Annotated in this window: 22 protein-coding genes; 13 read left to right on the top strand and 9 right to left on the bottom strand. The window is 41.4% G+C overall.

Annotation, left to right across the window (positions count from 1 at the left end; all coding sequences use genetic code 11):
* Positions 1-12 precede the first annotated feature (12 nt).
* Together ACWU4D_RS16815 and ACWU4D_RS16810 are read left to right on the top strand one after the other, a co-directional pair.
* Entirely contained in the window at positions 13-948 is a 936-nt protein-coding gene (locus ACWU4D_RS16815) for an SPFH domain-containing protein (protein ID WP_456052609.1), read from the top strand.
* A 2-nt stretch (positions 949-950) separates the two neighbouring features.
* Positions 951-1,406, top strand: coding sequence for an NfeD family protein (locus ACWU4D_RS16810; RefSeq protein ID WP_456052608.1), 456 nt, complete (start codon positions 951-953; stop codon positions 1,404-1,406).
* 90 nt (positions 1,407-1,496) lie between these two features.
* Here the strand turns inward: ACWU4D_RS16810 and ACWU4D_RS16805 are convergent, their stop codons facing one another.
* Together ACWU4D_RS16805 and ACWU4D_RS16800 are read right to left on the bottom strand one after the other, a co-directional pair.
* Positions 1,497-2,318 (bottom strand): SDR family oxidoreductase, encoded by an 822-nt coding sequence (locus tag ACWU4D_RS16805; protein WP_456052607.1) that lies wholly within the window; start codon positions 2,316-2,318, stop codon positions 1,497-1,499.
* On the bottom strand, positions 2,315-3,253 hold the full coding sequence (locus ACWU4D_RS16800; protein WP_456052606.1) for a TIGR01777 family oxidoreductase: 939 nt from the start codon (positions 3,251-3,253) through the stop codon (positions 2,315-2,317). The genes ACWU4D_RS16805 and ACWU4D_RS16800 overlap by 4 nt, the downstream gene beginning before the upstream one ends.
* Positions 3,254-3,434: 181 nt before the next feature.
* On the opposite strand from ACWU4D_RS16800, the gene ACWU4D_RS16795 reads away from it, so the two are divergent.
* From ACWU4D_RS16795 to yfcE, 5 genes are read left to right on the top strand one after another with little or no spacing between them, the layout of a single operon-like run.
* Positions 3,435-4,169: a DUF1538 family protein gene (locus ACWU4D_RS16795; protein ID WP_456052605.1), complete on the top strand. Its 735-nt coding sequence runs from the start codon at positions 3,435-3,437 to the stop codon at positions 4,167-4,169.
* On the top strand, positions 4,166-4,957 hold the full coding sequence (locus tag ACWU4D_RS16790; protein ID WP_456052604.1) for a DUF1538 domain-containing protein: 792 nt from the start codon (positions 4,166-4,168) through the stop codon (positions 4,955-4,957). Before ACWU4D_RS16795 ends, ACWU4D_RS16790 begins: the two co-directional genes overlap by 4 nt.
* On the top strand, positions 4,947-5,297 hold the full coding sequence (locus ACWU4D_RS16785) for a P-II family nitrogen regulator (protein ID WP_456052603.1): 351 nt from the start codon (positions 4,947-4,949) through the stop codon (positions 5,295-5,297). Before ACWU4D_RS16790 ends, ACWU4D_RS16785 begins: the two co-directional genes overlap by 11 nt.
* Positions 5,294-5,701: a CBS domain-containing protein gene (locus ACWU4D_RS16780; protein WP_456052602.1), complete on the top strand. Its 408-nt coding sequence runs from the start codon at positions 5,294-5,296 to the stop codon at positions 5,699-5,701. Before ACWU4D_RS16785 ends, ACWU4D_RS16780 begins: the two co-directional genes overlap by 4 nt.
* A 52-nt stretch (positions 5,702-5,753) precedes the next feature.
* Positions 5,754-6,302 carry a phosphodiesterase gene (gene yfcE / locus ACWU4D_RS16775; protein WP_456052601.1) on the top strand — a complete coding sequence of 183 codons (549 nt, stop codon included), beginning with the start codon at positions 5,754-5,756 and terminating at the stop codon, positions 6,300-6,302.
* A gap of 14 nt (positions 6,303-6,316) precedes the next feature.
* Here yfcE and ACWU4D_RS16770 read toward each other — a convergent pair whose 3' ends face one another.
* Genes ACWU4D_RS16770 through ACWU4D_RS16755 form a run of 4 tightly spaced genes read right to left on the bottom strand, consistent with a single transcriptional unit; the run spans position 6,317 to position 8,799 of the window.
* Complete coding sequence (locus tag ACWU4D_RS16770; protein WP_456052600.1) at positions 6,317-6,598, bottom strand: SelT/SelW/SelH family protein; 282 nt, start codon at positions 6,596-6,598, stop codon at positions 6,317-6,319.
* 28 nt (positions 6,599-6,626) lie between these two features.
* The gene (locus ACWU4D_RS16765) at positions 6,627-7,382 is read right to left on the bottom strand and encodes a sulfite exporter TauE/SafE family protein (protein ID WP_456052599.1); all 756 of its coding nucleotides are present in this window, start codon (positions 7,380-7,382) and stop codon (positions 6,627-6,629) included.
* A 14-nt stretch (positions 7,383-7,396) separates the two neighbouring features.
* The gene (locus tag ACWU4D_RS16760; RefSeq protein ID WP_456052598.1) at positions 7,397-7,942 is read right to left on the bottom strand and encodes a regulatory protein ToxS; all 546 of its coding nucleotides are present in this window, start codon (positions 7,940-7,942) and stop codon (positions 7,397-7,399) included.
* Positions 7,933-8,799 (bottom strand): winged helix-turn-helix domain-containing protein, encoded by an 867-nt coding sequence (locus ACWU4D_RS16755; RefSeq protein ID WP_456052597.1) that lies wholly within the window; start codon positions 8,797-8,799, stop codon positions 7,933-7,935. Before ACWU4D_RS16755 ends, ACWU4D_RS16760 begins: the two co-directional genes overlap by 10 nt.
* 263 nt (positions 8,800-9,062) lie before the next feature.
* Between ACWU4D_RS16755 and htpG the strand changes: the two genes are divergently transcribed.
* The 4 genes from htpG to rfaH all read left to right on the top strand — a co-directional run bounded on the left by htpG (position 9,063) and on the right by rfaH (position 13,663).
* Positions 9,063-10,967, top strand: coding sequence for a molecular chaperone HtpG (gene htpG / locus ACWU4D_RS16750; protein ID WP_456052596.1), 1,905 nt, complete (start codon positions 9,063-9,065; stop codon positions 10,965-10,967).
* Positions 10,968-11,310: 343 nt separating this feature from the next.
* On the top strand, positions 11,311-11,955 hold the full coding sequence (gene adk, locus ACWU4D_RS16745) for an adenylate kinase (protein WP_456052595.1): 645 nt from the start codon (positions 11,311-11,313) through the stop codon (positions 11,953-11,955).
* Positions 11,956-12,122: 167 nt separating this feature from the next.
* Positions 12,123-13,091 (top strand): ferrochelatase, encoded by a 969-nt coding sequence (gene hemH, locus ACWU4D_RS16740; protein ID WP_456052594.1) that lies wholly within the window; start codon positions 12,123-12,125, stop codon positions 13,089-13,091.
* Between the two features lie 77 nt (positions 13,092-13,168).
* Positions 13,169-13,663, top strand: coding sequence for a transcription/translation regulatory transformer protein RfaH (gene rfaH, locus ACWU4D_RS16735; RefSeq protein WP_456052593.1), 495 nt, complete (start codon positions 13,169-13,171; stop codon positions 13,661-13,663).
* Between the two features lie 83 nt (positions 13,664-13,746).
* On the opposite strand, the gene asnB is transcribed toward rfaH, so the two are convergent.
* The 3 genes from asnB to nagA form a co-directional block, all read right to left on the bottom strand.
* Complete coding sequence (gene asnB, locus ACWU4D_RS16730; RefSeq protein WP_456052592.1) at positions 13,747-15,411, bottom strand: asparagine synthase B; 1,665 nt, start codon at positions 15,409-15,411, stop codon at positions 13,747-13,749.
* Positions 15,412-15,665: 254 nt separating this feature from the next.
* Positions 15,666-16,877 carry a DNA-binding transcriptional regulator NagC gene (gene nagC / locus ACWU4D_RS16725; protein WP_456052591.1) on the bottom strand — a complete coding sequence of 404 codons (1,212 nt, stop codon included), beginning with the start codon at positions 16,875-16,877 and terminating at the stop codon, positions 15,666-15,668.
* Entirely contained in the window at positions 16,877-18,016 is a 1,140-nt protein-coding gene (nagA, locus tag ACWU4D_RS16720; RefSeq protein ID WP_456052590.1) for an N-acetylglucosamine-6-phosphate deacetylase, read from the bottom strand. Before nagA ends, nagC begins: the two co-directional genes overlap by 1 nt.
* A 372-nt stretch (positions 18,017-18,388) precedes the next feature.
* On the opposite strand from nagA, the gene glnS reads away from it, so the two are divergent.
* Both glnS and ACWU4D_RS16710 read left to right on the top strand, forming a co-directional pair.
* Positions 18,389-20,056 (top strand): glutamine--tRNA ligase, encoded by a 1,668-nt coding sequence (gene glnS / locus ACWU4D_RS16715; protein WP_456052589.1) that lies wholly within the window; start codon positions 18,389-18,391, stop codon positions 20,054-20,056.
* Between the two features lie 229 nt (positions 20,057-20,285).
* A partial coding sequence (locus ACWU4D_RS16710; RefSeq protein ID WP_456052588.1) for a FimV/HubP family polar landmark protein occupies positions 20,286-22,381 on the top strand: 2,096 nt, incomplete at its 3' end.

The raw sequence follows: 22,381 nt of genomic DNA, 5'->3' as shown, positions 1-22,381 counted from the left end.
ACTGAGGTTTCTATGGATTTAGTATTGGAATATGTATTAAGAGTGGAAGTTGTTCTTCTCATACTTGCGATTGTTATTTTAAAATCTTCAATTATTTTTGTTCCACAAAACCGAGCGTATCTTATTGAGCGTTTTGGCAAGTATCAATCAACCCGGGAAGCTGGATTAAATTTCATCGTTCCATTTATTGATCATGTTGGTGCTGATCGCTCGTTGAAAGAACAAGCCGTAGATGTCCCAAGCCAAAGTGCGATCACCCGAGATAACATTTCGCTAAGTGTTGATGGCGTTCTTTACTTCCGAGTATTAGATCCGTACAAAGCCAGCTATGGTGTGGATGATTACGTGTTTGCGGTGACTCAACTTTCGCAAACCACAATGCGTTCTGAGCTCGGAAAAATGGAATTAGATAAAACATTTGAAGAGCGCGATGCACTGAATACCAATATTGTTGCGGCAATCAACGAAGCCGCTAGTCCCTGGGGTATTCAGGTTCTACGTTATGAAATAAAAGATATTGTGCCACCGCAAACCGTTATGGAAGCGATGGAAACACAAATGAAAGCGGAGCGGGTCAAACGAGCTCAAATCCTCGAGTCAGAGGGTGATCGTCAAGCAGCTATTAACGTAGCTGAAGGTCAAAAGCGATCAGTCGTACTTCAAGCTGAAGCGGAAAAAGAAGAGCAAGTTCTTCGTGCGGAAGGTGAAGCAAGAGCCATTATTGCAGTTGCAGATGCACAAGCTCAAGCACTGCAGAAAGTCGGTGAGGCGGCCAATACAGAACAAGGCCAAAAGGCAATTCAACTTGACCTAGCGACTAAGGCTATTGAAGCAAAAGCGGCGATTGCGAAAGAATCATCTGTCGTCTTGTTACCCGATAATGGTAATGATGCGAGTTCGGTGGTTGCTCAGGCGATGACGATTATTAAGAGCTTAAATAAAGGCTAATTATGGACTATATCTTATCGAACTTGGCGCAAAGCTATGTTGTTATCGGATTGCTGTTACTTGCGATAGAAGTGCTCGTTCTTGGTTTCTCGACCTTTGTGCTGATCTTTGTCGGAATTGGAATGATAGCGGTGGGAGTATTGATGTTTTTGGGCGTTTTCCCAGAAACTGTGATGAATTCTTTATTAGCCACTGCCATTATTTCAACGCTCGTTGCGCTCTTTAGCTGGAAGCCGATGAAACGTTTGCAGAATAAAGTCGATTCAACCAAAACGACGAACGACATGATTGGTCATCGCTTTTTCTTAACTGATGAATTACTGGTTGGGCACACGGTGAGGCATCGATATTCAGGTATTGAATGGAAAGTAAAAGCAAAGCAACCTATCGAAGCTGGTACGGAAGTTCAAATTGTTCATATGGAAGTCGGGCTGCTAACGGTAGAGCGAGTTGATTAGCTCTTAACCACTTCTAATATCGATGATTAATGAAAACGTAACCGATGAGACTAACATTGGTTACGTTTTTTGTTTCTAGCGACCCACATCTCACCCTTTCGCAAGCAATTTGTCGAGTAACTTTCCGGGTAATATTCGCTTTAAAACAGCAAACACTTTAGTTGGCTGAGTGATTCTATAACGCAGTTTCGGCGATGGTGCTTCCAAGGCATGATATATCGCAGGCAAACATCCTTCAGCAGGTAATACGAAGCGATTATTGGATGTTTCACTATTGAGCCGATCCATTTGTATTTTATATATTTTTTCATGGTAACTGTTTTTGACGTTAATCCAGCGATTAAATGCCTCTAACGCATTGGTACGAAATTGGGTTTCAATTGGGCCAGGCTCAAGAATCGCTATCTTGATATCAGTGTCGAGCAACTCTAGGCGCAGGGTATCGCTCCATCCTTCAATAGCAAATTTTGATGCATTATAAGCCCCGCGATATTTTAATGCGGCGAACCCAAGTACAGAGCTATTTTGAATGATTCGAGCAGAACCGTGTTGGCGAAAGTGTGGCAATAATTGAGTTGTTAGTTCATGCCAGCCAAATACATTCGTTTCGAATTGTGCTCTTAAGCCATCGGTAGGTAAATCTTCGAGTGCTCCTGGTTGACCATAAGCACCATTATTAAATAAAGCATCAAGTTGACCATTCGCCAGTTCGAGAGTCTGTTTCACCGCAGCGGTAATGCTATCGGTATTCGCAAGATCAAGATGAATACAAGTTAATCCTTCTTCCACAAGGCGGTTTACATCATCAATCTGGCGGCAAGATGCAATGACCTGGTAGCCTCTTTTATGTAATGCGTGAGAGGCGGTATAGCCTATTCCAGAAGAGCAGCCTGTTATTAAAATTGATTTCACTGTATTGATTCCTTGGCGCTATTTTCGATCAGAAGATTCTCTAAAGCTTGGCTAAGTTCCGGAAACTGAAATTGAAACGATGATGCCATTAGTTTTGTTGGTTCGGTGCGAATGCTGTCGGTCAGTAGCTGTGCGGACTCTCCCATTAAAGTATTGATAAACCACGTGGGGGTAAATAGCCAGTGAGGGCGGTGCAGTGTTTTTGCCAGTGTTTCACTAAATACGTAGTTTTGGGCTGCGAGTGGTGCACAAAGGTTGATCGGCCCGTAGAGAGAATCATCGTGTAAGATATGGTTAATCGCGGACACCATATCTGCAATATGAATCCAGGGCATATATTGTTGTCCGTGACCAATTCTTGCGCCGAGCCCGAGTTGATATGGAAGTTTCATTTTCTTTAATGCACCACCATTATTTGCTAAAACAACACTGGTGCGAAGTAAGCAAACACGAGTGGTATTTGATGCTGCAGTTGCGGCAATATCTTCCCATGTCTTACACACATATTGAGTAAATCCGTCGCGTTTTATCCCTTTCTTTTCATCAATGATGTTAGAGCCTTGATCACCATAGTAGCCTACGGCTGAACCACTGATGAACACACTTGGAGGTGTTTTGCTTTGGGCAATAAGTTCGACGATGTTCTGTGTCATTTCCCAACGACTGTTGCAGATTCTCCTTTTTTGAGCAAGTGTCCAGCGACGGTCCGCAATAGGTTCTCCTGCTAGGTTTATCACCGCATCAATATCGTTAAGATCCGTGAGGTCATTTAGGCTATCGAGGTACTCTGCATTGAGACCATCAATCATACTGAGTGCATCTTGAGCATTTTCAATATGACGAGTCACAATTACAAATTGATTATCTTCACTGGCTAATAGTCGCACTAGATGCGTTCCGATTAACCCTGTCGCGCCTGTAATCAATATGCGCATGGCTTCTACCTTTTATTGTAATTGAAGTTTACTAAGCATAAACGACAGCGCCATTTGATCCAATGTCATACTTTTAAATAATTATGCGCTTTGTTGGGCATTCAATAAGGAAAGTCATTATCGACCTGCTACAATTTTGATAACAAACAAAATATTTGGTGGGCATAAAGATGGAGGAAGTATGCAAGCATTAGCGACATTACTTAAATCGATGCTTAATAGTTTTAAAGACCTGCTTCCGATCGTCATTGTTATTTCTTTTTTTCAACTCGCGGTTTTACAGCAACCGATACCTAACTTATTAGAGATTTCTCTTGGTCTTCTTTTAGTGGTCATGGGGCTAACATTTTTTATTTACGGCCTAGAAATGGGGCTTTTCCCAATTGGAGAAACGATGGCTCAGGCCTTCGCTAGAAAGGGAAGTATCGCTTGGTTATTGATATTTTCGTTTTGTTTAGGATTTGGAACGACGATTGCTGAACCTGCACTCACCGCCATTGCTGCAGAAGCGGCCAATGTTGCCGCCAATGGAGGGGTGATTATCCAGTCACAGACGGCTATGGATGGTTATGCGATGGGGTTAAGGTTAACCGTTGCTTTTTCTGTTGGTCTCGCGATTGTGCTTGGGGTTGTCCGGATTCTTAAAGGTTGGTCTATTCAATATATGATTATTGGTGGCTACATTTCAGTTGTATTATTAACGTTATTAGCTCCCGAGTTTATTATTGGCATTGCATACGATAGTGGCGGTGTGACGACTTCAACAATCACCGTGCCGCTAGTGACCGCTTTAGGTGTTGGGCTGGCCTCTTCAATTAAGGGGAGAAATCCGATGCTTGATGGCTTTGGCTTAATTGCTTTTGCTTCTTTACTTCCTATGATGTTTGTCATGGTATTTGGGATGGTGGTGTCATGAGTGAACTTACACACTTTTTCTCCACTTTAATTTCGACAATTCGCGATGTACTCCCCATCGCGGCAATTCTATTTGTGTTTCAATTTGCAGTATTGCGTCGCCCAGTCGCGAACTTAAAAAATGTCATTTTTGGGTTTGGTTATGTCATTTTAGGTTTGTCTTTATTCCTTATGGGGCTGGAATTAGCTTTATTTCCGCTCGGCGAAATGATGGCAGCACAGTTAACCACACCTGAATTTCTCGCCTCAGGCATGTGGGCAAAAGGAAATGGGTATTGGTTCGATTATTATTGGATTTATCTGTTCGCATTTTGTATCGGATTTAGCACCACGATTGCTGAGCCATCTTTGATAGCCGTCGCTTTGAAAGCGAATCAAGTATCAGCAGGAGCTATTGGAGTCACAGGATTAAGGATTGCGGTTGCACTGGGTGTCGCGATTGGTATTTCATTAGGGTGCTATCGTATTGTGGTCGGGGATCCGATTCATTACTTCATTATCGCCGGTTACATTGTTGTGGTTATACAAACATTCTTTGCGCCGAAGTTGATTGTTCCATTGGCGTACGATTCAGGTGGTGTAACGACATCGACAGTTACGGTGCCTATTGTTGCAGCATTAGGTTTAGGGTTAGCATCTACAGTACCGGGTCGAAGCCCGCTTATTGATGGATTTGGATTAATTGCTTTCGCGAGTCTGTTTCCGATTATCTCGGTGATGGGCTACGCACAACTTGTAGAGTGGCTCAACAAGCGAAACTCTGCATCGGAGAATGACAATGCGCTTTAAATTAATTATCGCTTTTGTGGAAGATGGAAAAACAGACAAAGTACTTGATGCCGCTCGTGAGGCTGGGGCAACGGGGGCAACGGTCATAAATAATGCTCGCGGAGAAGGGATTAATCAGAAGAAGACCTTTATGGGGTTGACCCTTGAAGTACAAAAAGATGTTCTGCTTTTTGTTGTCGAGGAACACTTGTCTCGACATATTTTGGAAACCATCAATCGGATTGGTGAGTTTGAAACAGAATCTGGACAAGGCATTGCACTTCAAATTGATGTTGAAGACGTTGTGGGTATCACTCACCAAGTACAAGAATTAACAAAAGTTGTTGAGGATGAGCTATGAGAAAGCAAGATATAATGCGTGTTCGAGACGTGATGAGTAACAGCTATGCCATGGTCGATGGCTTGGCGACAGTATATGAAGCTATAGAAGTTGCACGTAAACATCAGGTTAAAGCGCTTATCGTGGAAAAAAGAAATGAAGAGGATGAATTTGGCATTGTCTTAATGAATGATATCGCTAAGAAAGTCCTGGCGAAAGATCGTTCTCCAAAAAGGGTGAACATCTATGAAATTATGACTAAGCCAGCATTAGCCGTCGAACCTGAGATGAAAGTAAAATATTGCGCCAGATTATTTGAACGTTTTGGTATTAGCCGTGCGCCAGTTATTGAGAATGGCGAACTGATTGGGATGATCAGTTACAACAATATGGTCATGAACGCGATATTTGATGGTGACGATTGATCTTCATCGTTTTACACTAGGCCAATGTTAACATTTTACATTGAGTAGAAAGATGAAACTGTTTATTGCCTCTGATATACATGGTTCAGAAGCGGCGACAAAAGAGCTGATTACTGCCTTTTTAGAATCTGGCTCTAGTCAGCTTATTTTATTGGGAGACTTGTTAAATCATGGCCCCAGAAATCCGATTCCAGAAAGCTATAATCCAGTTGCGGTGTCTGAGATTCTAAATCAGTATGCCGATCGAATTATTGCGGTACGTGGAAATTGCGATAGTGAAGTCGACCAAATGTTACTGAACTTTCCCATTATGAGTGATTTGGCTTGGGTATTACTTGAAGACGGTCGACGTTTGGTTCTAACCCATGGGCATGTCTACCATGCTGCACAACTACCGCCAGTCTCTCGTCAAGATGTTTTGATGCATGGGCATACTCATATCCCTGTTGCTGAGCATATCGAATCTTGCTACTTATTTAATCCCGGCTCTGTGACATTTCCTCGTAACGGATTCAGCCCTTCATACGGAATCCTGAATGGTAAACAGTTGTCAGTTTTAACGTTTGAAGGTGAAGTGTTACGTAGTTTCGATTTAGCATAAATGCCAAACTTCGATTATGCTTTCCGATCGGAATGGCCAAGGTCACGGTCGGGGGCAATAATGTCTCTCACTCGCTGTTTTAGCACTTTTGCCTCAGGAAACCCGTCATCACGTTTTCGTTCCCAAATCGAGTGACCATTGCAAAATACCTCAAATCGGCCTCCGGTATCTGGATGGAGAGATACACGCTCGATTTCTTCACTAAAAGTATGTAGTAGCTCTTGGCACAACCACGTAGAACGCAGCATCCAATTACATTGCCTACAATAGTAGATCTCTATATTCGCTTTAATCATGAGACGTTTCCAATTGAATGAGCGCTAACTAAAGTAGCAGTTTTATTCCAACGGCAAAGGTGAGTATTTCGAATGCAATTTTAATGCTTGAATTACTCAGGCGTTTCATTAAGTACGCACCCAAACTGCCACCAAGGAATGAACCAGCAAGAAGAATAGGTAGCCAAGCCCAATAGATTTCAGCTCCTGCAACAGTAATAGCAGCAGCCCCAATCCCATTCCAACACAATCCGACACTGATCATAGTCAGTGCGATGGCTTGCTTGTAACTGTAACCAAACCAGCGCACTAGAAATATGGTGACTAGTAACCCAGAACCTGCAGCAATCGAGCCATTGATAATACCGATTACGATAAGAAATAATGCACCGAGTATGTAGCCCTTTGTGTCACGTCGCACGGGGATATCTTCTTGTCCCAGCTGTTTTTTAACGCGTGAATAAATACCAAGTGAAAGAATGGTAATTCCAAGTCCTTTTTCTGCAATATCACCTGGTATCAGTAATACCAAATGTGCTCCCGTGATAACCCCAATACTGCCAATAACGATTAGGTAGCTGATAAAACCATAGGATAAACCACCTCGTTTTAAATGGGTGATGGTTGCTCCTAATCCAAGAGCAACACTTGCAAGTTTGTGTGTTGCAAGAGCGATTGAGAAGGGCAGTCCCAAAAAGATTAATAATGGAAATTGAAGCAGGCCTGCTCCGCCACCTGATAGTGATGCCATAGTATTGGAGATTAACGAACCAATGAACAGTGTCGTGGTATTAAACCATTCCATGTAGATATTATTCCTTAGGGAAGATCGTGAGCGTATAGCGTCACTGATTCGTGATTTAGCCCGACCAGTAAAAGTGTATTTTGATTAATGATATCGATGCGGCGACTTTGCTGTGCGTCTATTTTATAGAACTGAGTAACGATGTCGAGCTGATCTTGAGTGAGAGCTTGATTGTGGTTAGTCGACACGTCTTTAAACTCTGTCGGGGATATAAGTAAGTAATCATCGCTTATTTCCCAAGTACCTGTTTCGGAAATATCGATATGAGATTCAGCCGAAGTTATCTCATTGTAAACTTTGATTATCGACATCCTAATGTAGGTATTATTAGGAAGGTATTTTACATTAGAGTTAATTGTTATATGGAGGAACTGAGAGTCCTCTTTTTGATCAGAATCATCATAGTCGATAAAACTATTAATGCGGGATTGCCACTCTCTTGAGGTGAGTAGTTGTTCGGTTTTGACATCGCTTACCCAATAGAGCCAACCACTGAGTCCCAGTGATATTAGTATTAACGCCATCGAAAGCTTAAGTGCAGTCATTCGAATTATTGGCATACACGTATCCATTCAGGTTGTGTTTTCGATATCACAACCGTTCTACTGAGATCAATGTTTTCTTCATTGTAAAGATAATTGAGCATTAATGTACTTTCTTGGCCACCAGTAACAATAACTTTATTTGGCTTAGGCTGATTAGAATGAAATTTGTTGTATATACTGATGCATCGTTCAACTTCTGGCAACCAAAAATCGATATCTGGATGGGAAGCTGGAAATAAGACTTCAATGTCATCAATCTGTTTTACTGGTTGCAAAAATGCATGTTTGGCATCGAATCCATACAGCGTGGTTACTGGAATTAATATAGCGATTAATATTAGAAGCTTAACCAACCATGATTGATTGATTGAACCACTAGGAGCGTATTGAAAAACATTCTGCTTGGCAATGGGTTCTTGTGTACTAGAGTCTATTGGCAAACTGATGAGCTTGGAATCGTTGGTTTGAACTTGATCAATACTTGTCGATGACGCTTCTGTCTCACAATTTTGTTGTGATTTTTCAAAACTGGCGGCTTCCACTTCTGCAATCCATTGATACCCCTGCTTCGGGACCGTGCGAATAAACATGGGTGATTTTATCGAGTCGTTAAGTGTTTTACGTAATGTCGATATTGCTTGAGTTAAACTGGAGTCGTCCACTTCAAACCCTTGTTGACGCCAAACATAATCATGTAGGTCATCGCGTCGAACAATTTGATTTGGGTGTAAGGCAAAATACTGCAAGATGCGGCTTTCATTGCTTCCAAGGTGTTGTATTTCACTGGGAGAACGATCATCAACTAACGTATTGCTATTAGGAGTGAAGGTATATCGTTTTGCCAAAATGAAATTTAAGTCTATGATATTCATGGATATATTTCGGCTTTAGTTTGATAGGTGAAGAATATGTTCATCATTATCCCATAGACAGAGTTAAGGGAAAGTTCAGGAGATATACTCGGTAATTTTTTGAATTAGAGTCTGACTTTATGGAAATAATTCAAAAAAATATTATTTTAAACTATTTCAAGCCTTGATTTACGAGTCACCACCCACATCTTACTAGCAAAGCAACTTTGTTTGCATAATCTTTCGGTTAGATCAAAGTAAAATAATATATTCATGGAGCTAGTATGAGCGAAGCAACCGCTAATCAAAAAGAAACTCGTGGTTTTCAGTCTGAAGTTAAACAGTTATTGAACTTGATGATTCATTCTCTTTATTCAAATAAAGAGATCTTTTTACGAGAATTGATCTCGAATGCATCGGATGCAGGTGACAAGCTGCGCTTCAAAGCATTGACAGACTCGAGCCTTTACGATGGTGATGCCGATCTTTGTGTTAAGTTATCGTTTGACACGGAAACGAAAACCATCACAGTGTCAGATAACGGCATTGGTATGACTCGAGATGATGTTATTAATAATCTGGGTACAATTGCGAAATCTGGAACAAAAGAGTTCTTCGCCAATCTATCTCAAGACCAAGCGAAAGATTCTCAGTTAATCGGTCAGTTTGGTGTTGGTTTTTACTCTTCGTTTATTGTTGCAGACTCGGTTACGGTACGTACTCGTACTGCAGGAGATGCTCCAGAGCAAGCTGTTCAGTGGAGTTCTCAAGGCGAAGGTGAATATACAATTGAAACCGTGACGAAAGAGTCTCGCGGTACTGATATTATTTTGCACCTGCGTGAAGAAGAAAGTGAGTTTCTTTCTGAGTGGCGCTTGAAGGAATTAATCACTAAATATTCTGATCACATAGGACTTCCTGTTTATATTCAGTCGCATAAGCGCGATGAAGAAGGAAATGAAACCGGTGAGACAGAATGGGAAAAAATCAATAAAGCAGAGGCTCTTTGGACTCGTTCTAAGTCTGATGTTAGCGATGAAGAGTACAAAGAATTTTACTCTCATATTTCTCATGATTTTGCAGAACCAGCGGTGTGGAGCCATAACAAGGTAGAAGGTAAAAACGACTACACTAGCTTACTATATGTTCCATCGAAAGCACCTTGGGACATGATGAATCGTGACCATAAACGTGGCTTGAAACTGTATGTTCAACGCGTCTTTATTATGGATGATGCTGAGCAATTCATGCCATCTTATCTGCGTTTTATCCGTGGTTTGATTGATTCAAATGATTTGCCACTAAACGTTTCTCGTGAAATTCTTCAAGACAATAAAGTGACGCAATCTCTTCGTAGCGCTTGTACTAAGCGTGTATTGACGATGCTAGAGCGTATGTCAAATAACGATGAAGAGAAATATCAGGCATTTTGGAAAGAATTTGGCATGGTGATGAAAGAAGGCCCTGCTGAAGATATGTCAAATAAAGAGAAAATTGCAGGGCTGCTGCGTTTTGCCTCTACCCATGTTGATTCGTCTGAACAAACGATTGGCCTAAAAAGCTACATCGAGCGTATGAAAGAAGATCAAGATGTTATTTATTACCTGACTGCCGATAGTTATGCTGCTGCGAAAAACAGCCCTCACTTAGAGCAATTCAAAGCCAAAGGTATTGAAGTGGTCTTGATGTATGACCGTATCGATGAATGGCTAATGAATTACTTAACTGAATTTGATGGCAAGTCTTTCCAATCGATTACAAAAGCGGGGCTAGACCTTAGCAAGTTTGATGACGAAGAAGCGAAGGAAAAGCAAAAAGAGACTGAAGAAGAGTTTAAGTCTGTTGTTGAGCGTACCAAGAGCTACCTAGGTGACCGTGTTAAAGAGGTACGCACAACATTTAAGTTAGCTTCGACGCCAGCTGTTGTCGTAACTGATGATATGGAAATGGGTACGCAAATGGCTAAGCTGCTTGAAGCTGCAGGTCAGGCTGCACCAGAAGTGAAGTACATTCTTGAGCTTAACCCAGAGCATGCGATGGTGAAGATGATGGCCGATGAACCAGATGAAGAGCTGTTTGGTCGTTGGGTTGAAATCTTACTTGGACAGTCGATGTTAGCTGAGCGAGGCTCGATGGAAGACCCTTCACAGTTCTTGTCAGCGGTAAATCAGCTTTTGACTAAGGTTTAATTGCTGCGGTTACTTAAAAGGCTCACCGTGGTGAGCCTTTTGTGTTTTTGAAAATAAAATAACGGTTATTCAATAGCTTAACAGCAATTAAATTCTTAAATCACACGTGTGTCGTGTTTCTTTAGTCGTAGAAGCCATTATGAAAAAGCTTTTATGTTAGACTTCTGTTCTTGAATGTATTGGCTAAGGCGTGTATTTTGCACGCCTATTTATGCAGTAATACTGACATTATGTCGATATTTTTGGTGTTAATACAAGATTCATGGGTGATGATTACTACTTTTGAATCACATTGTATTGTGATTATCGATATAATAAATCACTTGATTAAAGAGGATTAAACATGCGCATCATTCTACTAGGTGCTCCTGGTGCAGGGAAAGGTACACAAGCTCAATTCATTATGGAGAAATATGGAATTCCACAGATCTCTACCGGTGATATGCTACGTGCTGCGATTAAAGCAGGTACTGAGCTAGGTAAAAAAGCGAAGTCTGTCATTGATGCAGGACAACTAGTTTCTGATGACATTATTCTTGGTCTAATCAAAGAGCGCATCGCTCAAGCAGACTGTGAAAAAGGTTTTCTACTCGATGGTTTCCCACGTACCATTCCTCAAGCTGATGGCTTGAAATTAATGGGTGTCGAAGTTGATTACGTGATTGAATTCGATGTAGCAGATGACGTGATTGTTGAACGAATGGCTGGGCGACGTGCTCACCTAGCTTCAGGTCGTACGTATCATCAAGTTTACAATCCACCTAAAGTGGAAGGAAAAGATGATGTTACTGGCGAAGATCTGGTCGTTCGTGATGACGATAAAGAAGAAACCGTTCGCGCCCGTTTAGGTGTTTATCATGAGCAAACGGCACCATTGATCGAATACTATGGTAAAGCGGCTCAAACAAGTGCGACTGAGTACTTGAAGTTTGACGGTACTAAGCAAGTTTCTGAAGTCAGTGCAGACATTGAAAAATCACTTGGCTAAAACTCGAACGTTATCGTGATTTGAATATATGAAAGGCGGCCTTATGGCCGCTTTTTTCATTTTAAAATGTTAATATTCATATAGATTTTTCTTTTGATCATTCATAATAGATTTCAATTGAAGAGAATATAAGCACTTGTCTTAGTATGATGGGTAGAAGGGATAGTATGACTTCAGTGAAAAAATTCGGTGTGTTATTAGTGAACTTGGGTACACCTGACGAAGCTTCGGTGCCATCGATAAAACGTTTTTTAAGTCAGTTCTTACATGACAAACGTGTCGTTGATTTGAGTCGCTGGATCTGGTGCCCATTGCTTCATGGAATTATATTGCCTATTCGAGCCCCTAAAGTGACAAAATTGTACCAACAAGTGTGGATGGAAGAAGGGTCTCCGTTGTTGGTGTATTCGAAACGCCAACGTGAAGCATTAGAGCGGATGCTAGATATACCTGTTGAATTGGGTATGGCATACGGAAACCCTAGTTTGCCCGATGGCCTAGAGCGCCTTAGAGAACGTGGTGCCGACTCGATAGTGATACTCCCTCTTTATCCTCAATATTCTGCGACCACCACTGCAGCCGTTTATGACGGAATCGCGAAAGCTCTAGCCTCTACTCGAGTCGTTCCTGAGATTTCGTATATTCGTGACTATTGTCAGCATCCACTTTATATCAAGGCACTTGCAAATAGTGTTCGTCAGTTTTGGGAAGAGAATGGTCAAGGTGATTATTTGCTTTGCTCGTATCATGGTATCCCTAAGCGTTTTGCAGACAATGGAGATATTTATCCAGAGCATTGTGAGATAACAACACGACTTCTCGGTGAAGAGCTAGGCCTAACTGAAGATCAGCTTGGAATGACGTACCAATCTCGTTTTGGAAGGGAAGAGTGGTTACAACCCTATACGGATAAAACGTTGGAAAAACTGCCGTCTCAGGGAGTAAAACGGTTGGATATTATGGCTCCAGCATTTTCTGTTGACTGCTTGGAAACCCTTGAAGAACTTGCTGAAGAATGCAAAACAATTTATTTAGAAGCGGGTGGCGAATCATTCCAATATATACCTTGTTTGAATGACAATTTAGATCATATAGAAATGATGGCTGACATGATTAAATTAAAAATTAAAAATTAAAAATTAAAAATTAAAAATTAAAAATTAAAAATTAAAAGTTAAGATTAATAATTTACTGATAGTTATAGTGAGTGCATATGAAACAGTGGTATTTGGTATATTGTAAGCGCGGTGAGCAGCCACGAGCAAGAATGCACCTAGAAAATCAGGGTGTGGAATGCTTTTACCCTGAAATTGAAGTCGAAAAAATAGTACGCGGGAAAAAGAAGAAGACGAGTGAACCACTTTTTCCATCTTATGTTTTTGTTTACTTTGATTTTGAGAAAGGACCAACGTTTACGACAGTGCGTTCCACTAGAGGGGTAACCGACTTTATCCGATTTGGCTCTCATCCTACAGTTATCGATTCGTCACTAATTGATGAATTGCGTAGTTTTCTCCCTGAGTTTGAATCTACACCCACCAATTTGCCAAAACATGGTGATGTAGTTCAGATTAAATCAGGTCAGTTCGCAGGAATAGAAGCGATCTATCAAGAATCAGATGGTGAAAAACGCTCATTTATGCTGGTGAAGATGATTAATCAAGATGTTTCGATGAGTATTGATAATCGTGATTTGCATTTGAACTAATTGATAAAATATTTTATATAAAAATAAAAGAGGCGCTTTAAAGCGCCTCTTTTTAATGGATGAAAGGTCAAACGATAACGAAATTAATATGCTTCGTTATGTACCGTTTTCACTGCGCGTCCTGATGGATCAGCACAGTTTTTAAATGACTCATCCCATTCAATCGCTTTTGCAGAAGAACAAGCTACTGATGGACCACCTGGGACACATTCTGCTGCTGATGCCAGAGGGAAGAGCTCTTCAAAAATTTCACGATAAACATAGCCTTCTTTGGTGGTCGGCGTGTTGTATGGGAAACGGAATTCCGCTGCTTCCATTTGCTCATCGGTTACTTTCGCTTCAGCGGTTTCTTTTAGTGTATCGATCCAACTATAGCCGACACCATCAGAGAATTGCTCTTTTTGACGCCAAGCAATAGAGTCTGGTAGGTAATGTTCAAAACATTCACGTAGAATGTGTTTTTCCATTTTACCATTACCACACATCTTGTCTTTTGGATTCAAGCGCATTGCTACGTCGATAAATTCTTTATCTAAGAAAGGAACGCGACCTTCGATTCCCCAAGCTGCTAACGATTTGTTTGCTCGTGCGCAATCAAACATATTCAATGCAAGCAGTTTACGAACGGTTTCTTCGTGGAACTCTTGTGGGTTTGGCGCTTTGTGGAAGTATAGGTAACCCCCGAAAATCTCATCAGCACCTTCGCCAGAAAGTACCATTTTGATGCCCATAGCTTTGATCTTACGGCCTAGCAGATACATAGGTGTAGACGCACGGATTGTGGTGACATCGTAAGTTTCAATATGGTAAATAACATCACGGATAGCATCCAAGCCTTCTTGGATTGTATAGGTCATTTCGTGGTGAACTGTACCCAATTTGTCAGCTACTTCACGAGCGGCTTTTAGATCTGGTGCACCTTCAAGTCCGATTGCAAACGAGTGCAATTGTGGCCACCATGCCTGAGATTGTTCATCATCTTCAATGCGCATTGCTGCGAAACGTTTAGCAACGGCTGATGTGATAGAAGAATCCAGTCCGCCAGAAAGAAGTACGCCGTATGGCACGTCGGTCATCAACTGACGCTTAACCGCCGCTTCTAATGCGTCTGTGAGTTCTTCTTTACTACTTGAGTTGTCTTTTACTGCATCAAAGCTGTTCCAATCACGCGTGTAATAACGAACTGGCTCTGCATCTTCAGAACCATAGTAAGAACCAGGAGGAAATTCACTGATAGTTTTACACACTGGTACGAGTGCTTTCATTTCTGATGCAATGTAATAGTTACCTTTATCGTCATAACCTTGATACATTGGGATGATACCAATGTGGTCACGACCTACTAGGTACTGGTCTTTCTCTTCATCATAAAGAACAAATGCGAAAATGCCGTTTAGTTCTTCTAAAAGTTCATTGCCTAACTCTTGATACAAAGCAAGAATAACTTCACAGTCTGAATCAGTTTGGAATTCATACTTATCTTTGTAGCGTTCACGAATCTCTTTATGGTTATAGATTTCACCGTTTACCGCTAGGATGTGTTTTCCATTTGGGCTAACTAAAGGCTGAGCGCCACTATTTACACCAACAATAGCTAAGCGCTCGTGCGCAAGAATGGCACGCTCACTAGAGTAAATTCCAGACCAGTCAGGTCCACGGTGGCGAAGTTTTTTAGACATTTCTAGAGCGATTGGACGCAGTGCCTCTGCGCCTGATTTGATGTCCAGAATGCTAAATATTGAACACATACTCATTCCTTTTTAGTTGTTCTATAACGATTTGGGTTAAATTTGCCATCTTGGTTAAAAAAATCAACCCAAAAGTATGTTTATTATTAAATAAACATTAGCTAGTTAAATAATATTCACCAAATCTTGATGTTTTATAAATAAAATTTAATTGCTGTATAAAATAGCAACGCCACATCAATCTTAGGTCAGTGGCTCTCTGCTGGACACACACATAACGAGCAAAGTCGAGGTGGTGTAAAATACGTATTTATCTAATCCATTAACTTTTGCAGTAACACGCCATTGAGCATTGCACGTTTAATCATAGCGAATGCAGCAATGGTGGGTTTGGCGTAAATTTGTGATTCTACAATTGGAAGGTCTTTATGGAATGCCTTTAAAGACTGATTCTGCACATTCCGTTCAAGAGCGGGAAAGATAAGCTCTTGAGCATTGGTAATTTGACCGGCAATAATAATTTTTTGTGGGTTGAATAAGTTCACTGTGATAGCAACTGCCTTGCCTAATTGATTGCCGACCTTGATTAAGGTTTGGCGAGCGAGTTCATCACCTTGGTTGGCATGACGGCAAATATCATCAATCGTGATATTTTCAACGTCAGACAGTGTTGAAGAATACCCTTGCTGCAATAATTGATTCACTCGGCGAACAATCGCTGGGTTTGATGCCACGGTTTCCAAACATCCAAAATTACCACACTGGCATTGAGCGCCGAGTGGATCGATTTGAATGTGTCCTATCTCACCGACATTTCGATTATACCCTAGGAATATTTCTCCATTGACGATTAAGCCAGCCCCTGTACCACGACCAACACTAATCAGAATGGAGTCCTGACTGTCACGACTCGCTCCAAAGTAGTGCTCGGCGAGTGCAAGGCCTCGAATATCGTTACCAATAAAGCACTCCACACCAAAGTGATCCCCAATAATGTCACCCAGAGATAACGCATCAACATCGATGTTATGCATATATTCAACGACGCCAGTCTCGGGATTCACTAAACCAGGAAGAACAACACCAATCGCGATGAGTTTGTCGATGAGATGATCGGCTTGAATGAGAAACTCTTTGATGTAGTGGAGCAAACCATCAGTTAAATCTTCTTGGCGTAAGTAAAGGAACTCGTAGTAATTTGAAAACAGTTCATTGCCACCGAGATCGTAGAGACTAAGTTGAATGTAATCACGTCCTAAACGTACAGCAACGGAATGAAATGGTGTCACATCGGTTTCAAGTGAGATAGCTCTACGGCCACCGGTTGAAGCTTGATGTGCAACTTCTTTAATGAGCCCTCGTTCCAATAATTGGCGTGTTATTTTAGTGACACTGGCTGGCGCAAGTTGACTCACTTCAGCGACTTGAATTCGAGAAATTGGAGCGTATTGGTCGATTAAACGGTATACCGCTGCACCATTGAGCTGCTTAACTAAATCTACATTACCTTTTTGAGTACCATTCATTATTTATTTTGCTCGTAATGCCCATTAACGACTGTGGCTAAGACGTTATATTGATTATCAAAAATTGTGAGGTTGGCGAATTTTCCTACTTCAATAGTAGCAAAGTCTGTATCAATGCTGATCGCCATCGCTGGATAAAGAGTTGCCATCCTTAATGCTTCATCCAAAGGGATACCAACCTGTTCAACACAATTCTGCACTGCTTCAATCATTGTAAGTGCAGAACCACCGAGAGTGCCATTTTCATCAATACACTTGCCATCTTTGTAATATACTTTCTTCCCTACAAAAAGAAAGTTATCGATCTCCGAGCCTGCAGGAGCTGTGGCATCGGTCACTAATATCAAGCGGTCAGTCATGATTTTATGGCTAACTCTAATGCTAGCATAGTCTACGTGATGACCATCTGCGATTATTCCAGCGTAAACACTGGGTGTATCAAATGCAGCACCAACTAAGCCCGGTTCGCGTCCACTCCATTGACTCATTGCATTAAAAAGATGGGTGACAAAGCTAGCTCCATTGCTAAATGCTTCCTTAGCTTGAGAAAAAGAACAGTTGCTGTGTCCGAGTGATACGATAATTCCACAATCAGAAAGAGTTTTAATGGTGGATAAGTTATTTTCCGGATCTAAAGTAATCTTTTTTATAACATCACGGTTTTCAAGTAGAAATTCAAGCATTTCAGGATCGACTTTACGAATATGCTCAGAATTGTGTATGCCTCTTTTTTCTATTGAGATATATGGCCCTTCGAGATGAATGCCGGGAATGTGGTTAGGGAATTGTTGTTGATAGTCTCTTACACAGTTGATTGCTGCAACCATGTCTTGGTTCGTCGATGTGATTAGAGTTGGTAGAAACTGGCAACATCCTGAGTGCAAATTGGCATTATGCATTATACGAAGTGTGTCGACGCTAATGTTGTCGTTAAACATAACCCCACCACAGCCATTAAGCTGGAGGTCGATAAACCCTGGAGATATGGTTGCTCCGTCGAGATCGATCGTGTCGATCTGGTTGTCCAGTTTTTCAATTGGAACAATATCAAGAATTTTGTCACCACTAACGATAATGGCTGAATGTTCAAAAACCTGTTCACCTGTATAGATTACGCCATTCACTAGAGCATAAGTCATACCATGTCCTGCCTTAAATTCTTGGTGTTTTTACTGAATTGTTTCAACGTATTCATTAGGTTAATGCCACATTTTTACGCTTGCCAGATAGTGTAGCATGGAAGACAAGATAGCAGTAATATCAGAAATTAATCCGCTATTTGGGGCGGATATCTCTGAGTGGAAATGAGTCATAGATTGCGCTTGTTTGGTTAGGTCAAATCGGAGTAGTGCATCGAATCGAAACTATAATAGAAACTAAGATTGATGGAGAGAATAAAATAATTTCAATTTATCCTGATATTGTGTTGAGAATTAATAAATAATTGTGGATCATAGTCCTATACTAACCGATTCAGTCGGCCATTAAGTTACTATATTGAGGTGTTATAGATGAGTGAAGCTGAGGCTCGTCCATCGAATTTTATTCGTCAAATTATTGATAAAGATTTGGCGGAAGGCAAACACACAAGTGTGCATACGCGTTTCCCACCAGAGCCAAATGGTTATCTGCACATTGGGCACGCTAAGTCTATTTGTTTGAATTTCGGAATTGCTCAGGACTATCAAGGCGAGTGTAATTTACGCTTTGATGATACTAATCCTGAAAAAGAAGACTTAGAGTACGTAGAATCGATTAAAAAAGATGTGCAATGGTTAGGTTTCCAGTGGGCTGGCGATATTTGCTATTCGTCAGATTATTTTGATCGCCTTTATGGTTTTGCTGTTGAACTGATTGAAAAAGGACTCGCTTACGTCGAAGAGCTGACTCCTGATGAGATTCGTGAATATCGCGGTACGTTAACTCGGCCAGGAAAACCAAGTCCATACCGTGAACGTTCGGTTGAAGAAAACTTAGCGTTGTTCGAAAAGATGCGTGATGGTGGTTTCCAAGAAGGGAAAGCGTGCTTACGTGCGAAAATTGATATGGCGTCGTCATTTATGGTACTGCGTGACCCAGTATTATACCGCGTTCGTTTTGCTACTCATCATCAAACGGGTGATAAGTGGTGTATCTATCCAATGTACGATTTCACGCACTGTATTTCCGATGCATTGGAAGGAATCACTCATTCATTATGTACTCTAGAATTCCAAGATAACCGTCGTTTATACGATTGGGTATTGGAGAACATAACGATTGAATGCCAACCACATCAATATGAGTTTAGTCGCCTTAACCTTGAATATACGGTAATGTCTAAGCGTCTGCTAAATCAGCTTGTCACTGAAAAGTTAGTCGATGGCTGGGATGATCCACGTATGCCAACGGTTTCTGGACTGAGACGTCGAGGTTTTACACCAGCGTCCATCCGTGAATTTTGTAAGCGCATTGGGGTAACCAAACAGGACAACATGATTGAGTATGGTTCACTTGAATCTTGTATTCGTGATGACCTTAACGAAAATTCACCAAGAGCAATGGCTGTGCTTGATCCGGTAAAGGTTGTGATTGAAAACTACCCAGCAGATCAAGTCGAAATGTTAACCGTTGCAAATCATCCGAATAAGCCAGAGATGGGCGAGAGACAAGTTCCATTTAGTTGTGAAGTTTGGATTGAAGGTGAAGATTTCCGCGAAGAAGCGAATAAAAAATACAAACGCTTAGTGTTAGGAAAAGAGGTGCGCTTACGTGGTGCCTACGTGATTAAAGCTGAGCGAATTGAAAAAGATGAGCAAGGGAATATCACGACGATTTTCTGTACTTACGATAGTGAGACGTTGGGGAAAAACCCAGCTGACGGTCGTAAAGTAAAAGGGGTGATTCATTGGGTCTCGGTTTCTGAAAGTGTGCCTGCAGAAGTTCGATTGTATGACCGGCTTTTCACTATTCCTAATCCCGCATCGGCAGAGTTTGGAGAAACATTAAACCCTGATTCCTTAATTAAGGTTTCCGGTTATGTTGAAAAAAGCTTACTCAATGCCAAACCGGAAGAAGGTTACCAGTTTGAACGCATAGGCTATTTTTGCCTAGATAATAAAGACTCAAGTGCTGAATCTTTGGTGTTTAATCGCACGGTTGGGTTGCGAGATACATGGGCAAAAATTAGTAATGGTTAAACATTTCTAAGCATTTCGATTAAAAGCCAGCGAATTCGCTGGCTTTTTACTATTCTTTATATGGGAAGCGCTGAATTTTTTGCTGTAAGAAATAATGTGAGCTTTAGTCAATTATTGTTGGTAAGCCTATTTTTTTCTTTTTAGTCTATAGTTTTGCGTCATTATTTCGATATAGTAACGAGACTATATTTTTCACTTATATTTTATAAGCACAATAGCAGAGCCTTTTATGCGTCTTAGTTTTACACGTCTGTTGCTGCCTCTCACGATTATGATCGTGACTCATGTTTCTTTTGTTAGTGCCGACACTGTTCGGATTACTGGCACAAATCAATCAAGCTTATCTACACAGAATAGCCAGATCACTGAGCCTTCAAGATTTTACGGTCCGACCGATAACCGAGATACGCTTTGGTCAGTTGCGTCTACATTGCGCCCTTCACCAGAATTTACCGTCCAGCAAATGCTACTGGCTATATTCCAACTAAACCCTCAAGCATTTGAAGATCAGAATATTCATAGTTTGATTCCCGGTAGTGTACTGCGTGTGCCTTCAACCGCACAGGTTGCTCGAGTATCTACGGCAAGCGCAGTTCAAATTATGAAAGCGCATCAAGCAAAATTGGATGCTCAATCGAAACCGCGAATAAAAGCCGCCCCGGTTGTGGTTGAAACCATCGCGATAGAAACGACAACGAAGACGGTTACTCCGGAAAAAGAAGTTGCATCAACGCCGCCAATTCCACCTAAACCGGACGTTCCAGTTGAGCCAGCACCGATTGCAACACCGATCGCAACACCGATCGTTATTCCTGACCTGACAAAAGAAGCGCCCAAGCTAGCATTGGATAAGACACCAGATATGTCTGAGTTAGAAGAAAAGCTCAATTTATCGGCATCGGAGCTTTCTGAACTTGAAGAAAAAAATCATCGCTTACTTGTTTTACTAACAAAAGTACAAAACGAAGTGGATGCGTTAAAAAGTGCGCTTGATGATGAAGGAAGAATTCGTGAAGAAGTAGAGCGCGCATTAAGTGAAGAGAGAGCACAGAAGGAAGAGGTTGAACGTGTCACACCAACTTCGTTGGATATGTTACTCGATAACTGGTGGATAGTTGGTGGTCTCGCACTCGTTCCTGGTTTATTGATCGCGTTAATCTTGGTGTTACTACTTGGTCGTAAAGGCAAGAAAACGGAAGAAGAGGTTGTTGCTGAAGCTCAGCCGCTAGCACCTGAGGCTGTTGCCGTTGGCTCAGCTGCGGCGACAGACGACGGTGAGTTAGATGATCTTAAACTCGATGATGATCTTTTCGCCGTCACGGAAGATGCTGAAGAAGAGGAAAGCGACGAAGTTGCTGTTGACGATGCGCAAGAAGAAGATGATGTTTTTGCCGCACTTGATGATGTAGATCTTGATTTAAATCTTGATCCCGACGAAGACGATATTTTTGCAGGGATTGACGATGATGGTGATTTAGACACAACCAGTCTTGATGACTTCGATGATTTACCTGAAAGTACTAACGGTATAAGCGTTAATGGTGATGATAAGGCTCTCGGCCTAGAAGAAATGGAGAGAGCTCTTGAAGACGCGTCGATAGCATCAGATGAAGACGATGATTCAGTTGACGATTTGTTTGACCTATCAGATGACGAAGATGATAGCAATGATGCCATTGTGAGTGATGATGACATCGAAGCTTTATTGGCACAAGAGGGCACAGATCAAGCTACAGAAAGTGAGCCAGAAAGCAGTATCGACCAAGCAATGATTGATGAGTTGATGGGCGGTGGAGACGATGAGAGCTTTAATCTCGACGATGACGAAGGGGAGTCAGATTCGGTTACCGACGAACTCGATACCGCACTGCTTGATGAAATCGTTGACTTAGACAGCGATGGCGATACGGATCTAGAGGATGATTTTGGTTTCGATCTGTCAGACGATGAAGGTTCAGAAACAGAAGCCGTAGCCGACGATCTTGATAGCGCATTGCTTGATGAAATCGTTGATTTAGACAGCGATGATGACACGGATCTAGAGGATGATTTTGGTTTCGATCTGTCAGACGATGAAGGTTCAGAAACAGAAACCGTAGCCGACGATCTTGATAGTGCATTGCTTGATGAAATCGTTGATTTAGACAGCGATGGTGATACGGATTTAGAGGATGATTTTGGTTTCGATCTGTCAGACGATGAAGGTTCAGAAACAGAAGCCGTTGCCGACGATCTTGATAGTGCATTACTTGATGAAATCGTTGATTTAGACAGCGATGGTGATACGGATTTAGAGGATGATTTTGGTTTCGATCTGTCAGACGA

Source organism: Vibrio phycocola (assembly GCF_053850235.1).
The sequence above is the reverse complement of the archived record's forward strand: the minus strand, read 5'-3'. Positions and strand labels throughout refer to the sequence as shown.

Excerpts from the sequence above, each read along its gene's own strand:
- htpG (WP_456052596.1), top strand. The coding sequence starts at position 9,063 with ATGAGCGAAGCAACCGCTAATCAAAAAGAAACTCGTGGTTTTCAGTCT.
- ACWU4D_RS16770 (WP_456052600.1), bottom strand. The coding sequence starts at position 6,598 with ATGATTAAAGCGAATATAGAGATCTACTATTGTAGGCAATGTAATTGG.
- ACWU4D_RS16755 (WP_456052597.1), bottom strand. The coding sequence starts at position 8,799 with ATGAATATCATAGACTTAAATTTCATTTTGGCAAAACGATATACCTTC.
- ACWU4D_RS16800 (WP_456052606.1), bottom strand. The coding sequence starts at position 3,253 with ATGCGCATATTGATTACAGGCGCGACAGGGTTAATCGGAACGCATCTA.
- asnB (WP_456052592.1), bottom strand. The coding sequence starts at position 15,411 with ATGTGTTCAATATTTAGCATTCTGGACATCAAATCAGGCGCAGAGGCA.
- adk (WP_456052595.1), top strand. The coding sequence starts at position 11,311 with ATGCGCATCATTCTACTAGGTGCTCCTGGTGCAGGGAAAGGTACACAA.
- yfcE (WP_456052601.1), top strand. The coding sequence starts at position 5,754 with ATGAAACTGTTTATTGCCTCTGATATACATGGTTCAGAAGCGGCGACA.
- ACWU4D_RS16780 (WP_456052602.1), top strand. The coding sequence starts at position 5,294 with ATGAGAAAGCAAGATATAATGCGTGTTCGAGACGTGATGAGTAACAGC.
- nagC (WP_456052591.1), bottom strand. The coding sequence starts at position 16,877 with ATGAATGGTACTCAAAAAGGTAATGTAGATTTAGTTAAGCAGCTCAAT.
- glnS (WP_456052589.1), top strand. The coding sequence starts at position 18,389 with ATGAGTGAAGCTGAGGCTCGTCCATCGAATTTTATTCGTCAAATTATT.
- ACWU4D_RS16790 (WP_456052604.1), top strand. The coding sequence starts at position 4,166 with ATGAGTGAACTTACACACTTTTTCTCCACTTTAATTTCGACAATTCGC.
- ACWU4D_RS16815 (WP_456052609.1), top strand. The coding sequence starts at position 13 with ATGGATTTAGTATTGGAATATGTATTAAGAGTGGAAGTTGTTCTTCTC.
- ACWU4D_RS16785 (WP_456052603.1), top strand. The coding sequence starts at position 4,947 with ATGCGCTTTAAATTAATTATCGCTTTTGTGGAAGATGGAAAAACAGAC.
- nagA (WP_456052590.1), bottom strand. The coding sequence starts at position 18,016 with ATGACTTATGCTCTAGTGAATGGCGTAATCTATACAGGTGAACAGGTT.
- ACWU4D_RS16810 (WP_456052608.1), top strand. The coding sequence starts at position 951 with ATGGACTATATCTTATCGAACTTGGCGCAAAGCTATGTTGTTATCGGA.
- ACWU4D_RS16760 (WP_456052598.1), bottom strand. The coding sequence starts at position 7,942 with ATGCCAATAATTCGAATGACTGCACTTAAGCTTTCGATGGCGTTAATA.
- rfaH (WP_456052593.1), top strand. The coding sequence starts at position 13,169 with ATGAAACAGTGGTATTTGGTATATTGTAAGCGCGGTGAGCAGCCACGA.
- ACWU4D_RS16795 (WP_456052605.1), top strand. The coding sequence starts at position 3,435 with ATGCAAGCATTAGCGACATTACTTAAATCGATGCTTAATAGTTTTAAA.
- hemH (WP_456052594.1), top strand. The coding sequence starts at position 12,123 with ATGACTTCAGTGAAAAAATTCGGTGTGTTATTAGTGAACTTGGGTACA.
- ACWU4D_RS16765 (WP_456052599.1), bottom strand. The coding sequence starts at position 7,382 with ATGGAATGGTTTAATACCACGACACTGTTCATTGGTTCGTTAATCTCC.